The 13,583-nt window shown below is 65.2% G+C and carries 13 protein-coding genes; 7 read left to right on the forward strand and 6 right to left on the reverse strand.

The window, feature by feature from the left end:
- Nucleotides 1–203: 203 nt before the first annotated feature.
- Entirely contained in the window at nt 204–464 is a 261-nt protein-coding gene (locus AC1TXO_RS04980) for a YebG family protein (RefSeq protein WP_486406789.1), read from the reverse strand.
- 328 nt (nt 465–792) lie between these two features.
- Here AC1TXO_RS04980 and AC1TXO_RS04985 point away from each other — a divergent pair, with 328 nt between their 5' ends.
- The 7 genes from AC1TXO_RS04985 (at nt 793) to AC1TXO_RS05015 (ending at nt 8,555) form a co-directional block, all read left to right on the forward strand.
- On the forward strand, nt 793–1,266 hold the full coding sequence (locus AC1TXO_RS04985; RefSeq protein ID WP_486405292.1) for a phosphate-starvation-inducible protein PsiE: 474 nt from the start codon (nt 793–795) through the stop codon (nt 1,264–1,266).
- A gap of 152 nt (nt 1,267–1,418) precedes the next feature.
- Nucleotides 1,419–2,360, forward strand: a complete 942-nt coding sequence (locus tag AC1TXO_RS04990) for a fatty acid desaturase (RefSeq protein WP_486405293.1) — start codon at nt 1,419–1,421, stop codon at nt 2,358–2,360.
- Between the two features lie 14 nt (nt 2,361–2,374).
- Nucleotides 2,375–3,166, forward strand: a complete 792-nt coding sequence (locus AC1TXO_RS04995) for a phosphate/phosphite/phosphonate ABC transporter substrate-binding protein (RefSeq protein WP_486405294.1) — start codon at nt 2,375–2,377, stop codon at nt 3,164–3,166.
- 112 nt (nt 3,167–3,278) lie between these two features.
- Nucleotides 3,279–3,782: a sigma-70 family RNA polymerase sigma factor gene (locus tag AC1TXO_RS05000; RefSeq protein WP_486405295.1), complete on the forward strand. Its 504-nt coding sequence runs from the start codon at nt 3,279–3,281 to the stop codon at nt 3,780–3,782.
- Nucleotide 3,783: 1 nt separating this feature from the next.
- Nucleotides 3,784–4,734: a FecR domain-containing protein gene (locus tag AC1TXO_RS05005; RefSeq protein WP_486405296.1), complete on the forward strand. Its 951-nt coding sequence runs from the start codon at nt 3,784–3,786 to the stop codon at nt 4,732–4,734.
- A gap of 191 nt (nt 4,735–4,925) precedes the next feature.
- Nucleotides 4,926–7,589, forward strand: coding sequence for a TonB-dependent receptor domain-containing protein (locus tag AC1TXO_RS05010; protein ID WP_486405297.1), 2,664 nt, complete (start codon nt 4,926–4,928; stop codon nt 7,587–7,589).
- Nucleotides 7,590–7,607: 18 nt separating this feature from the next.
- A complete protein-coding gene (locus AC1TXO_RS05015; RefSeq protein ID WP_486405298.1) occupies nt 7,608–8,555 on the forward strand; it encodes an aliphatic sulfonate ABC transporter substrate-binding protein in 948 nt (315 codons plus the stop codon).
- A 38-nt stretch (nt 8,556–8,593) separates the two neighbouring features.
- On the opposite strand, the gene AC1TXO_RS05020 is transcribed toward AC1TXO_RS05015, so the two are convergent.
- The 5 genes from AC1TXO_RS05020 to AC1TXO_RS05040 all read right to left on the reverse strand — a co-directional run bounded on the left by AC1TXO_RS05020 (nt 8,594) and on the right by AC1TXO_RS05040 (nt 13,468).
- A complete protein-coding gene (locus AC1TXO_RS05020) occupies nt 8,594–8,893 on the reverse strand; it encodes a DUF3509 domain-containing protein (protein ID WP_486405299.1) in 300 nt (99 codons plus the stop codon).
- Nucleotides 8,894–9,051: 158 nt separating this feature from the next.
- Complete coding sequence (locus AC1TXO_RS05025) at nt 9,052–9,396, reverse strand: HPF/RaiA family ribosome-associated protein (RefSeq protein WP_486405300.1); 345 nt, start codon at nt 9,394–9,396, stop codon at nt 9,052–9,054.
- Nucleotides 9,397–9,553: 157 nt separating this feature from the next.
- On the reverse strand, nt 9,554–11,869 hold the full coding sequence (gene fecA / locus AC1TXO_RS05030; protein WP_486405301.1) for a TonB-dependent Fe(3+) dicitrate receptor FecA: 2,316 nt from the start codon (nt 11,867–11,869) through the stop codon (nt 9,554–9,556).
- Between the two features lie 184 nt (nt 11,870–12,053).
- The gene (locus AC1TXO_RS05035) at nt 12,054–12,977 is read right to left on the reverse strand and encodes a FecR domain-containing protein (protein WP_486405302.1); all 924 of its coding nucleotides are present in this window, start codon (nt 12,975–12,977) and stop codon (nt 12,054–12,056) included.
- Nucleotides 12,974–13,468, reverse strand: coding sequence for a sigma-70 family RNA polymerase sigma factor (locus AC1TXO_RS05040; protein WP_486405303.1), 495 nt, complete (start codon nt 13,466–13,468; stop codon nt 12,974–12,976). The genes AC1TXO_RS05035 and AC1TXO_RS05040 overlap by 4 nt, the downstream gene beginning before the upstream one ends.
- Nucleotides 13,469–13,583: the final 115 nt, after the last annotated feature.

A 13,583-nucleotide genomic window follows, 5' to 3' on the forward strand; every position in this document is an offset into this window, starting at 1 on the left:
GTGAGCCGGATCGGTTTTTTGCAGTGGCGAGACCAGGTCAGCGGGAGTTTCAGCCTGTGTTAAAAGTGACCGCGCTCACCATATGAGCCGAATAGTGGCGTTATTCGGCTCATATGGTGAGCCGAAAGTGCCCTCTATTCGGCTCACTGTCCAATCCTGTCCTGCTGGATCTGACCGACGCCTAGCAGTGCACGCAAGGTCGCTCAGCTGTCCTTGGCGTCGGAGAGTTCGCTGAGCGACGAGGCGTTGTTCTTGAACGCTGCGGCGAAAACGGCGCGGTTCTTCGCCATGAAGATGCTCGCGTCCTCTGCATGTTTCTCGGAGAGGCCAGGCACGTTCTTTACCAGCACGTCGGTCAGTACCTCGGCCAGTTCCAGCATCTGGTCATGCGCATCAGCGAGTTTGCGGTCCACGAAGGTCGTCTCCAGGTCGCGGGTGCTTCGGTAGAGAATTTCAACAGCCATTTTGGCCTCGTCATTTTTCCAGAATTTAAGAGAGAGGCAGGCCGACCGGGGGGTAGCCATGGCGCCTCATCTTTTACCTGCTCGTGCGAGCCCGGCACAGGGTATTCAGATAGCTGTATCTTTATACAGTATTCAGGGTAGCGCATCCATCGGCAAACCGATAGTGGCGATGTGATTTGCCGCGCTGCCCGCGGCGAAGCTTAGCCGACAAGTGCCTTGCGGCAATCGGTCGCCTTCCAAGAGCGGGGCCTGGCCCTTTAACTGCATGTCACAAGCGTCACATGGGTGACGCATCATCCTGCCTGTCGTCTCGGGGAATCGAAACATCGTGAACATCAAATGGGCTGAAAAGCTGCGCAAGGGCCTGCATGGTTCTGCCGACTCGCTGGGCAACCTGTGCGTCGAGTCCTTCCACTACCTGGCGCTGTTCGGCATTGGCGCCATCACTGCCTATGCCGCGGTGGTGACCTTCATCGACATGCTGTCCAAGGGCGGCGTCAGTGTCGACGACATCCTGCTGCTGTTCATCTACCTTGAGTTGGGGGCGATGGTGGGGATCTACTTCAAGACCAACCACATGCCCATCCGCTTCCTGCTGTACGTGGCCATCACCGCGCTGACCCGCCTGCTGATCGGCGACGTTTCGCACCACAAGGCGCCTGACGTCGGGCTGTTGTACGTGTGTGGCGGAATCCTGCTGCTGGCGTTCGCGATTCTGGTAGTGCGCTATGCGTCGTACCGCTACCCGTCGACGCGGGTGATCGATGCCAGTGGCAAGGACCTGGACGACGGCAAGGTCTGAAACCCTGCCGCCTGACGCGGGGCGACCGTGCCGCAAGCCCCGCGTTATAGGCAAAGCCCTCATGCCGTCGCACTTCTGATAACCAATCGTTCTGCAAGATTTCTCCGCCCCGCGCCACAGGGGGGTATCAGAGAAACCTGCAGGACCTCGCAATGCCCCATTACCTCGACGATGCCCAGCGTGACTACGTGGGGCATCTGCAACGCACCTTCACCGGTCGTAGCGAATGGCCGACCTGGTTGCTGCTGGCCGTGGTCTACGCTGCCTGGCTGGTGCTGCTGCCGCTGAGCCGGGTGATCGGCGTTTGGCCGACCACCGCGCTGCTGATCCCGCTGCTGGTGTTGTGGCTGTCGTTGCAGCACGAATTGCTGCATGGTCATCCGACGCGCCTTGCCTGGCTGAACAAGCTGCTCGGCTACGCGCCGTTCGCCCTCTGGTACCCCTACACCCTGTATCGCGACAGCCACCTGCGCCATCACCATGATGAAGACCTCACCCTGCCGGGGCTGGACCCGGAAAGCCGCTACCTGAGCGACCATCACTGGCAGCGCAGCGGGCGGCTGCACAAGGCCCTGCTGTGGCTGGGCAAGACCGTGACCGGGCGTTTGCTGATCGGTGCACCGCTGGGCCTGATTGGCCTGGCCCGCGAGCAACTGGTGCGGCTGGCGCGCGGCGATCGCCAGGCCTGGGCGATGTGGCTGACCCACGGCCTGTGCTGCGGGCTGCTGCTGACGATGATCGCGCGCTTCAGTGCGTTGTCGGTGCTGCACTATGTGTTCCTGGTCAGCGTGCCGGCGGTGGGCCTGGCCATGCTGCGCTCCTTCTACGAGCACCGGCCCAGCCCGCTGGTGCAGCAGCGCACGGTGATCAACGAGGCCGGCCCGGTCTGGTCGCTGCTGTTCCTGAACAACAATCTGCACCTGGTGCATCATGATATTCCGGGGCTGGCGTGGTATTTCATTCCGCGCATCTACCGGCGCCATCGCCAGCAATGGCTAATGCGCAGCGGGCATTTCCTGGTGCAGGGCTACGCCCAGCTGGCGCGCCGCCATGGCCTCGCGCCAATCGACAGCCCACGTCACCCTTTCGCCTGAACCGGAGCCATCCCATGACCGAAGGATTCGTCGACCTGTCGATGTATGTCGCCCCCGAGCGTATCGGCCAGGCCAGCACCGCCTGGCTGCAACGCACCCTGGACCTGCTTGATGTCCGTGGGCAGCACGGCGATGGCCTGCCGTTGCTGGAGGTCTGGCGGTCGCCACGGTTGCTGCTCGGCCAGACCTGCGGGTATCCACTGATGACCTTGCTGCGCGGGCAGGTGCGGGTGATCGGGCTGCCGCGCTACCGCCTCGCGCATGCCCGCGACGGCCAGCACTGCAGCCTGCTGCTGGCGCGCGAGGACGACCCGCGCCAGACGCTGGCGGCGTTCTTCGACAGCCACGGGCTGATCAACGCGCCGGACTCCAACTCCGGCATGAACCTGCTGCGTCATGCCGTGGCGCCGTTGCAGCGCGATGGACGGTTCTTCTCGCAGGTCAGCCACACCGGCGGGCACCGCGCAAGCCTGCGCGCCCTGCGCGAAGGGCGGGGCGACCTGGCGGCCATCGACAGTGTCACCCATGGCTACCTGGCGCGGGACCGCAGCGAGGAAGTCCAGGGCCTGCGCATCGTCGCCCAGACGGCCTGGGGGCCGAACCTGCCCTACATCACTGCAGGCTGGCGCAGCGCTGCGCAGGCCGAACGCATTCGCGCGGCGATGAACCAGGCCCTGGCCGAACTGCCAGCGGTTGCCCAGACCCTGGCCATCGACCAGGTGCTGCCGGCGCATGAACAGGACTACCACATCCTGCTGGACTACGAGGAGCAGGCAAGGCAATTGGGGCTGGAAATACTCGAATAGATAAATGGAATATAAAAATCACTTTTAAGTATTTTTAAAGCATAAGCAGCCGGACTAGGATGCGCTCACCGGACGACCGGACTTCCCATATCCAACCCTGGATGGAACCTCCATGTCCGGTCGTGAAAATTCCCATGGCGAGTACGTCGGCAGCCTGTTCCGCAGTCATTATCCATGGCTGTGCGGACGTCTGCGCCGACACCTGGGCGACGGTGCCGCCGAGGACATCGCTGCCGACACCTTCGTGCAATTGCTCAGTGCACCGGTCGCGGAGCCGATCCGCCAGCCCCGCGCGCTGCTGACCACCATCGCCCAGCGCCTGATGTACCAGCTGTGGCGTCGCCGCGACCTCGAGCGCGCCTACCTCCAGGCGTTGCTCGATGACGAGCGACTGGCGCCATCGCCTGAAGTCCAGGCGCAGATGATCGAGGCCCTTCAGGTCATCGACCGGCTGCTCGACGGCTTGCCGGCCAAGGTCAAGGCGACCTTCCTGCTGTCGCAGCTCAACGGCCTGACCTACCCGCAGATCGCTCTGGAACTGGGCATCTCCCAGCGTTCGGTGAGCGACTACATGGCCAAGGCCTTCACCCGCTGCCTGAACTGTTCCCTGGACTGACATGCACGACGCCGACGAGCAGCAACACCTGATCGAGCAGGCCACCCAGTGGCTGGTGCTGCTGCGCTCCGGGCAGGCCGAGGCGCGTGACCACCTGGTGTTCCAGGCCTGGCGCCGCGCTGATCCGCGTCATGAACAACTGTGTCGGCGCCTGGAAAGTACCCTGGGTGTGTTCGAGGTGCCGCGTAGCCAGGGCGTGGATGCCCGGGTGCTGCAGCGCGCCCTGGCCGCACCCTCCGGGCGTCGGCGTTTTCTGCAGCGCGCCTTGATGGCAGGTGGGGCGATCGTTGGTGCCAGCCTGATCGGTAGCCCGATGTCCCTCCCGCATCTGGGCGCCGATCTGAGCACCCGTACCGGCGAGCGTCAGACCCTGACCCTGCCCGATGGCAGCCAATTGGTGCTCAACGCCGAAAGCCAGGCCGACGTGCGCTTCGACAGCCAGCAGCGCGCGATCCAGTGGCGCGCAGGTGAAGGGCTGCTCACGGTGATCGATGAGCCGCGACCGTTCATGGTCAGCATCGAGGGTGGCATGGTCAGTGCCAGGTCTGTACGACTGCTGGTGAGCGCACGCAGCGGGCAATGTCGGGTCTGTGTGCTGGCAGGCGTGCTCGAGATCAGCAGCCGAGGGGGCGATCGGGTGCAGTTGCACAAGGGCCAGGCGGTGAATTTCGACGGCCTGAGCATGGCCGCAGTCGAGACGCTGCGCCCGGGCGAAGGGGCCTGGGTCGAGGGGCTGCTGGAGGTGCGCGACAGCCCGCTGAGCGAGGTGATCGATGCGCTGCGGCCCTATCGCCGGGGTGTGCTGCGCCTGGCGCCGGAGGTTGCCGGTTTGCGGGTGAGCGGGTTGTTCGGGCTTGACCAGAGCGACCTGGTGCTGGAGGCGCTGGCGCGGACCTTGCCGATCCGGGTGATTCGGCACAGTGGCTACTGGGTGAGCATCGGGGCGGCATGAGCCTGGATCGGTGTTGGCCTTTTCGCGGGCACGAGTTCGATGGGGAACCTGTGGGGGCCGTGAAAAGGCCGGCACAGTCCAGGTTCTAACGACATAACCAATCGATATGCAAGATTTCTCGCATCCGCGCCACACCACTGCTGTAAACGCTGCCGAGGGGGGTAGCGTCGTGGATTCCTGGGGGAATCGTTGTGCGTCGTACAGAAAAGAACATTGCCAGCCACACCCGTTTCAAACGCAACGCCCTGGCGCTCGGCCCGCTGCTCGGGCTGCTGCTCAACACCGCCCACGCCGCCGAGCCGCTGCAGAGCTACCACATCAAGGCCGGCCCACTGGATGAAGTGCTGCTGGACATCAGTCGCCAGAGCGGCCAGGTGATTTCCTTCACCCCGGAGCTCGAGCGGTTCTCGTCCCAGGCCGTGGAGGGCAACCTGACCACCCGGCAAGCCATCGACGCGGCGCTGCGTGGCACCGGCCTGCAACTGCAGGAAAGCCCAGGCGGAGCCTTCATCGTCAAGGACGCGCCCGCCAACGCAGGTGGTCGCGCCAGCGCTGGCCCGGCCACACAGGCCAGTGCCGCCGCAGCGCCGACCCTTGATCGAGTCATCGCCCTCGGCACCCGTCGCAGCGATGCCACCGCGCTGACCAGCGCTGCGCCGGTGGATGTGATCGACAGCCAGGAGCTGGTCAAGACCGGCGCCACCACCCTGAACCAGGCGCTGTTCCAGCTGCTGCCCTCGTTCAACTTCCCGCAGAATCAGAGCGCCACTCGCGGCCAGAACCCCAAGGGGGCGTCGCTGCGCGGCCTGGCGCCCGACCAGACGCTGGTACTGGTCAACGGCAAGCGCCGCCACGCCTCAGCGGTGGTGAACATCTCCGGCGGCGTGTCGTTCATCGGCGCGCAGCCGGTCGACCTGGACATGATTCCGCTGAGCGCCATCGATCACGTCGAAGTGCTGCGCGACGGCGCTTCGGCGCAATACGGCTCCGACGCCATCGCCGGGGTGATCAACATCGTGCTCAAGGAGCGCGACAGCGGCGGCCAGATCAACACCCAGCTCGGCCAGTACGGCCAGGGTGACGGCTTCAGCAAGAACGCCGATGGCTGGTACGGCCTGTCGCTGCCCGGCGACGGCTTCCTGACCCTGAGCTTCAACGGCGTCAACAGCAAGCCCACCGACATCGGCGACAAGTACGTGGCCAATGGCGAACTGCAGGACCACCGCTGGGGCGGTGCGAGCCGCGACAAGTTCAACCTGGCGGCCAATGCCGAGGTTGGCCTGAACGATCAGTGGCGTCTGTACAGCTTCGCCACCTACGGCCAGGACAAGTCGGTCAACAACACCCCGCCGCTGCTGCGCGACAACCCCAACAACGTGCGTGAGCTGTACCCCGAAGGCACCATCCCCAAGTACCGCTACCGCTACCAGGACGCCTCGCTGACCGTCGGCTCGCGTTTCGAGGACGAGGCCATCGGCCGCCTGGACTTCAGCGCCACCTACGGGCGCGACGAGCACGATGAAGTGGCGTTCGACACGGTCAACCCCAGCTATGGCGTGCGCAGCCCGACCAAGTTCGATGTCGCCACCCTGACCAACACCCAGACCAACCTGGCCATCGACTATGTACGTGATATCGACGTGGGCTGGTCGAACCATCCGCTGACCCTGTCGTCCGGCGTGGCCTACCGCCGCGAGCAGTACCAGCTGCAGGACGGTGATTTCGACTCCTACTCCTTCGGTGGCATCGATGGCGTGCAGGTTGGGGCGGTGCAGGCCTCGGGCCTGACGCCGGACGATGCGGGCACCTATCGTCGTGAGGTCAGCGGCGTGTACTTCGGACTGGAGAACCAGGTCACCGACAAGTTCCAGGTCGGTGTCGCCGGGCGCTCGGAGCACTATTCGGACTTCGGCTCGGCCACCACCGGCAAGCTCTCGGCGCGCTACGAACTGACCCCGCAGATCGGCCTGCGCGGCACCATCAACAGTGCCTACCGTGCGCCGACCCTGGGCCAGATCGGCACCTCCTGGACGACCACCACCAACGTCGACGTCAACGGCAACCCGGTGCTCACGCGCATCCTGCCGGTCGATCATCCGGCGGCCCAGGCGCTGGGGGCGCAATCGCTCAAGCCCGAGAAGTCGACCAACTATTCGCTGGGGCTGGTGTTGCGGCCCAGCGAGCAGATCTCGGTCACCGTCGATGCCTACCAGATCGACATCCGCGACCGCCTGCTCTACAGCGGCGGCATCTCCGGACCCGACGCCGAACGCATCCTCACCGCCGCAGGCTTCGGCCAGTACAGCTGGGCGCAGTTCATGACCAACGCAGCCAACACCCGCACCCGCGGTGTGGACATCGTCGGCAAGTACAACCTCAGCCTCGAGCGCTATGGCGACCTGGCCCTGAGCGCCGGCTATACCCGGGCGCGCACCACCATCGAGAAGATCAACGCCAGCCCCTTCGGCTTCGAGATCCTGACCCGCGAAGCGGCCGGTTACCTGGAACACGGCTCGCCGGAAGACAAGCTGATCCTCGGCGCTACCCACCATTATGGCCCCTGGACCGTCAGCCTGACCCAGACCCGCTACGGCGAGTACCGCAAGTACGCCGCTTCGCCGGCCAATGCGCAGTACGACCAGACCTTCTCGGCCCAATGGATCACCGACCTGGACGTCAACTACGCCTTCACCAGGCAACTGCGCCTGTCGGTGGGGGCCAACAACCTGTTCGACAGCAAGCCGGACGACTTCAACTCCCGCCTGCGCCAGACCCCGGGCCAGCAGTACAGCTACCTGGCGCCGTCGGCGCCGGAAGGGGCGTTCTACTACACCCGGCTCAGCTACGACTTCTGATCGACGACGAGACTGCACATGATTTCGATGAAACAACACCTTGCCAGCGCGCTGCTGGCGGTCACCCTGCTGGCCTTGGGCAGCCCTGCGAGCCTGGCCGCCGATCCGCAGGTGCTGCGCATCGGCTACCAGAAGAGTTCGGTGAACATGGTCCTGGCCCGCGAGCATGGCTTGCTCGAACAGGCGTTGCCCGGCACCCGGGTGCAATGGATCGAGTTCCCCGGCGGGCCGCAACTGATCGAAGCGCTCAACGGCGGCAGCCTGGATGTGGGTAACATCGGTGACATTCCGCCGATCTTCGCCCAGGCCTCGGGGATCGAGCTGCGCTATATCGGGGTCGAGCCCAGCGATGGGCGCAGCGAAGCGATCATCGTGCCGGGCAACAGCCCGGTCAGGACCCTGGCGGACCTCAAGGGCAAGCGCGTCGCCCTGCAGAAAGGCTCGAGCGCACACAGCCTGTTTCTCAAGAGCCTGATCAAGGCAGGGATGCAGCTTGGCGATGTGGAGCTGGTGTACCTGCCCGCCGCCGACGCGCGACCGGCCTTCGAGCAGGGCAAGCTGGACGCCTGGGTGATCTGGGACCCTTACTATGCGGCGGCCTTGCTCGATGGCAGCGCGCGCACCTTGAGCGACGGTCAGGACGTGCACCCCAGCGGCACCTACTACATCGCCAGCCGGCAGTTCACCGAGCAGCATGGGGGGGTGATCGACAAGGTGCTGGAGGCGTTGCGCCAGGCGCAGAAGATTTCGGTCGAGCAGCGCGAGCAGAGCATCGACGGCATGACCAAGCTGCTTGGGCTCAAGCGCGAGGTGGTGGCGTTGTTCTTCGAGCACCGCTACAACGCGCCGATCCGGCCGCTGGATGCGGCGGCCATCGAGACCCAGCAGCACATAGCCGATCTGTTCTTTGCGAACCGCTTGATCCCACGGGCAGTGCAGGTGCGGGAAATCGTCTATCCGCAGTGACCAGGCAGTGTGCTGACCTGTTCGCGGACAATGCTGGTCTATCGGGCGATCCCGACGCCCCGCCAGACCCGCTCCCGTGCGCCACTGTCGGTCATCGCCGCCAGCACCTGCAGGGCATCTTCGCCCTGTTCGATGGCCAGCCCCAGGCGAATGCTGTCGACCACCCGGCGCAGGCGCGTCGGGTCGTTGCGCTGGGCTGCGCTGATCAGGCGCTTGGCCACGACGCCGGTGTCGTTGGAGAGGGTCAGCATGATGCTGCCATCGAGCCGCTCGATGCTCAGGTTGACCCGGTAGTGCGGGGCGAAGGCGTCGCTGATGAGGTCGAATGGGTTGGTCATGGGCGGGCATCTGCAAAGGGTGTGCAGCGATTGACCGGGGGAAATCGCCGATGGTTCAGCGCCATTGATCAATTCATGGATGCTGTGGCGTGCGCCGACCTCGAACGCCGGAAACGAAAACGCCCGGTGCCAGGCACCGGGCGTCTGTGTGTCAGCGATTACTCTTCTTCGGTTTGCTGCACCACGCTGCGCTTGCTGCGCAGCTTGCCGTAGAAGTGCTCCAGGGCGTTGTTCAGCTTGTTGGCCGCGCCATCGATGGCATGATCCAGCGAGGTGGCGGTGTGGCTGACGGAAATCGGTTGATGACCTTTGGGGCGAGCCTCCATCTGGCAGCGTTTGTCATGCGGGCCGGGCTTGTCGCCGTTCTCGTCACGCAAGTGGACCTCGATGCGGGTGAGGTCGTCCTCGTAGCGCTGCAGCGTGCTTTCCAGCGTGCTGCGGACCCATTCGTTCAGACGGCTGCTGCTGTCGATATGGTTGCTGCTGTTGACCTGGATTTGCATGATTCAATCCTTATTCAGCTTGCTCGCGTGGAGGCGTGCCTAGGCCATTGAGGCCCTTGGGAAAAGCTTCGCCTCTTGACTCTAAGGTCAGGGATTCCCTCGCCGATTTCAAGCCCCTTTTTCGATAAATTTCCTGCTGCAATCGTGTCTTCCGGTGTCAGAAGGCTACCGAGGTCTGCACATACAGGGTGCGCGGCTCGCCGACGTACTTGCCCTTGTTGTTGTCATCGAAGGAGCGGGTGTAGTACTCGCGGTTGAACAGGTTCTTCACCCCCACCGCCACCTTGAGGTTCGACAACTGCGGCCCGAAGTCGTAGCCGGCACGGGTGCTGACCAGCATGTAGCCGGGGATCCGTCCGGTGCTGCCGTCGGCGCTTTCGCTGGCGGTGTTGGCGTTGTCGGCGTACTGGCTGCTCTGGAAGCTGCCATCCAGGTTCAACTGCCAGGGCCCGTCGGTGTAACCCACGCCCAGGGTGCCCTTGTGGCGCGACGAGAATGGCACCTGGTTGCCCTTGTTCGGGCCGTCTTCGCGGATGGTCGCGTCGACGAAGGCGTAGCTGGCGTGCACATCGAAACCGGCCAGTGCCGGGCTCAGGCCGTCGAGGGCGTAGCGCAGGCTGGTCTCGATACCCTGGTGACGGGTCTGGCCACGGGCGATCACCGAATCGTTGGTCTGGTTGCTCTCGTACTGGTTGTCGAAATTGATCAGGAAGGCGCCGATTTCCGCCTGCAGGTCGCCGCTGTCATAGCGGGTACCGACTTCCCAGGTGCGCGCCTTCTCCGGCTTCACTTCGCCGCTGCTGACGCGGTTGGGCATCTGGCTGTACTGCACGCTGCCGAACGAGCCTTCGGTGTTGGCGTAGAGGTTCCAGCTGTCGGTCAGGTGGTACATCACGTTCAGCGCCGGCAATGCTGTGTTGTAGCTGCCCTGGTAGCGCTGGTTGCTGAGCTTGTTGCTCTGCTCGGAATCGATCATCTCGTAGCGGATGCCAGGGGTGATGGTCCAGCGGCCGATGTCGATGCGGTCGTCCAGGTAGATCGCGTGGGCTTCGGTGGCGCCACGGGTGTCGCGGTCGTTGCGGCTGGCGGTGGTTGGCAGGTTGCCGGTCACCGGTTCACGAAAGCGCAGTTCGTGGCCGGCCTCGTTGATGTAGCGGTAGCCCACGCCCAGTTCGTGCCAGCTGTCGCCCAGCGCCACACCCTGCGAGAAGCGGGTCTCGATGCCGCGTACCCAGTACTCGCGCGGCGACAGCGAGACGAAGCTGCCCTGGTCGAGGTAGCCGCTGCGCAGGGTCTTGGTGAAGAAACTGTTGACGCTGAACTGGCGGTCGTCCTGCTTGTAGTCGTAGCCGACGTTGACCAGGGTGCGACGGCCCCAGAACTTGTCTTTCAGGCGGGTCGACTGGTACGGGTCCTCGTCGAACGCTGCCTTGCTCAGGCCGCCGGGCATGTCGGCCTCGCCCTCGTAGTACTGGGCCATGGCGTGCAGGCTGTTGGCCTCGTCCAGTTGCAGCTTGCCCTTGAGGATCAGGTCGTCGATCTGCGTGTCGCTGTGTTCGCGCCAGTCGCCGCCGCGGGTGCCGGAGTAGAGCAGGGCGCCGCCCAGGCCGTTGGCGTTGGTGCCGCCGACCAGCAGGTTGGCGCTGTTCTTGAAGCCGTCATGGCTGGACGAGGGGCTGATATGGTTCTGCATGGCAGCCTTGAAGGTCGCCTCTTCGGGGATGGCGCGGGTGACGAAGTTGACGATGCCGCCGACGTTCTGCGGGCCATAGCGCACTGCGCCGCCGCCGCGCACCACATCGACCGCATCCATGTTGCCCAGGCTCAGCGGTGCCAGCGACAGTTGCGGCTGGCCGTAGGGAGCGAACGGCACCGGAATGCCGTCCATCAGCACGGTGGAGCGCGAGGCCAGGCGCGGGTTGAGGCCACGGATGCCGAAGTTCAGCGCCAGGTCGTGGCTGCCGGTGCCGTTGTTCTCGGGGGCGTTGACCCCGGGGATGCGGTTGAGCACTTCACGGGCACTGCCGGCGCCGCTGCGTTCGAAGTCCTCGCGGCGAACCACGTCACGCGCGCCGGGGTGCTCGAAGACGTTGTCCTGACGCGCTTCGGCCAGCCAGTCGCCGACCACGGTCGAAGCGCCGAGCTCGACCGCGGCGTTGTTGCTGGCGTTGCCGAGCGGTTGCAGGCTATAGGCGTTGTCGGCTTCCTGGCGAGCCTGCAGGCCACTGCCGCGCAGCAGCGCATCGAGGCCTTGCTGCACATCGTACTGGCCGTCGAGGCCCTGGCTGCGCAGGCCCTGGGTGACGCTGGAGCCGAACGAGATCAGCGCACCGCTTTCACGGCCGAACTGGTTGAGGGCATCTTCCAGGGTGCCGGGGGCGATGTGGTAGGCGCGTGGTTCGGCGGCCTGGGCCAGGTTCAGGCTGGTGGCGAGCAGCAGGGCGATGGCGAGAGGCGTGGGGCGCAGGGGCATGGGGTCGGGTCCTGTAAGGAGGGTTCTGCCTGCTCTGTCACGCGAGGGGTGCGAAATGGCTCAGGTTGAAGAAAAAATAGTTGTCGCCTGTACCGGCCCTATCGCGGGACAAGTCGCAGCGGCGAACTCTGCAGGAGCGGCGGTTCGCCGCTGCGACTTGTCCCGCGATAGGGCCGACACAGGCTCAAACTGCCTCGACCTTGACCCAGTACCGGGTAAAGCGCCGCACCCGCACCGGCAGTGCCACTTCCAGCATCTCCAGGATCCGCTCACTGTCATCCAGCGGGTACGACCCGGAAATGCGCAGCCCCGCGACCTGCTGGCTGCACCCCAGTTGCCCGTGGCGGTAACGTGACAGCTCGGCGAGAAACTCGCCCAGGCGCATCTGCGAGACCACCAGCATGCCGTCGACCCAGGCTGCGACATTGCGATCCAGAGCAGCGACCGCTTGCCAGCTCCCCGCCATCAGCCGCGCTTGCTGCCCGGCCAGCAGCGCCTGCCCGTGCAACTGCGCCGCGCCTGCGAACACCGACACCTGGCTGAACCCCTCGAACTGGCGCACGTTGAAACGCCCGCTGTCGAGTTGCAGGCTGCCAGTGTCGGTACGCAGCAGCAGTGGCCGGGCATCCTGGGCCACGTCCAGCGCCAACTCGCCTTCGAGCAGGCGCACATGCCGCTGCTGTGCGTCGAAATGCACGTCGGCGGCGCTGCCGGTGTTGAGCTGCAGCACGCTGCCGTCGCCCAGCGGCAGGCGCCGGCGCTGCCCTACGGGGCTGCGGTAGTCGGCCATCAAGCCGGGCAACGGATTGTGCGGCTGCAGACCCAGCCCCGCGGCGCTGGCCACGCCCGCCAGCAGCAGGGCCTTGAGCGCACGACGCCGGGCCGGGGAGGGCGGCGCCTGCAGGGTCGCGTGAACCACCGGCGAGGTCGCGCCACGCAGGCGCTGGTTGACCTGCTGGATATGCGCCCAGGCGCGCTGGTGTTCGCGGTCGGCCCGCAGCCAGTGGTCAAGTGCCTGTTGCTGGGCCGGGTCGAAGTCCTCGCCCTGGGACTCGATCAGCCAGTGCACCGCCTGTTCGGCAACCTGTGGCGAGAAGCTGGCGGTCACAGGGCGAAGTAGCAGCGCAGGGCTGCCTTGTTCAGGTAGCGCTTGACGGTCGCCAGCGAAATCCCCAGCTCACGGGCGATTTCGGCCTGGCCCAGGCCATCGACCTGGGCCAGCAGGAAGGTGCGCTTGACCAGCGCCGGCAGGTCATCGAGCAGGCGGTCGAGTTCGAGCAGGGTTTCGAAGATCAGCGCCTTGTCTTCCTCGCTGGGCGCCAGCCGCTCGGGGACCTGGGCCAGGGCCTCGAGATAGGCATGTTCCAGTTCCTGGCGGCGGAAGTGGTTGCACAGCACGCGCCTGGCAACCGTGGCGAGAAACGCACGCGGCTCGACCAACTGCGGTGCTTCGCGGGCCTGCAGCAGGCGCACGTAGGTGTCCTGGGCCAGGTCGGCGGCACTCTGCGGGCAACCCAGGCGACGGCGCAGCCACCCGGTCAGCCAACTGTGGTGGGCGTGGTAGAGGCCTTCGACGGTGGAGGAGAGGGCACTGGACACCGAGGTGACTCCGGCGTCAGGAGACGCGACTGGAAGTAAGAATTGTTCGCATTGTATTCGGGGTGCATTGTTGCCGCAATCCTGCTGGATCGGCGGGGTGCTTTCCCGGTCAGTC

The sequence above is a fragment of the Pseudomonas sp. FA117 genome (genome assembly GCF_057370475.1).

Excerpts from the sequence above, each read along its gene's own strand:
- AC1TXO_RS04980 (WP_486406789.1), bottom strand. The coding sequence starts at position 464 with ATGGCTGTTGAAATTCTCTACCGAAGCACCCGCGACCTGGAGACGACC.
- AC1TXO_RS04990 (WP_486405293.1), top strand. The coding sequence starts at position 1,419 with ATGCCCCATTACCTCGACGATGCCCAGCGTGACTACGTGGGGCATCTG.
- AC1TXO_RS04995 (WP_486405294.1), top strand. The coding sequence starts at position 2,375 with ATGACCGAAGGATTCGTCGACCTGTCGATGTATGTCGCCCCCGAGCGT.
- AC1TXO_RS05000 (WP_486405295.1), top strand. The coding sequence starts at position 3,279 with ATGTCCGGTCGTGAAAATTCCCATGGCGAGTACGTCGGCAGCCTGTTC.
- AC1TXO_RS05005 (WP_486405296.1), top strand. The coding sequence starts at position 3,784 with ATGCACGACGCCGACGAGCAGCAACACCTGATCGAGCAGGCCACCCAG.
- AC1TXO_RS05015 (WP_486405298.1), top strand. The coding sequence starts at position 7,608 with ATGATTTCGATGAAACAACACCTTGCCAGCGCGCTGCTGGCGGTCACC.
- AC1TXO_RS05020 (WP_486405299.1), bottom strand. The coding sequence starts at position 8,893 with ATGACCAACCCATTCGACCTCATCAGCGACGCCTTCGCCCCGCACTAC.
- AC1TXO_RS05025 (WP_486405300.1), bottom strand. The coding sequence starts at position 9,396 with ATGCAAATCCAGGTCAACAGCAGCAACCATATCGACAGCAGCAGCCGT.
- fecA (WP_486405301.1), bottom strand. The coding sequence starts at position 11,869 with ATGCCCCTGCGCCCCACGCCTCTCGCCATCGCCCTGCTGCTCGCCACC.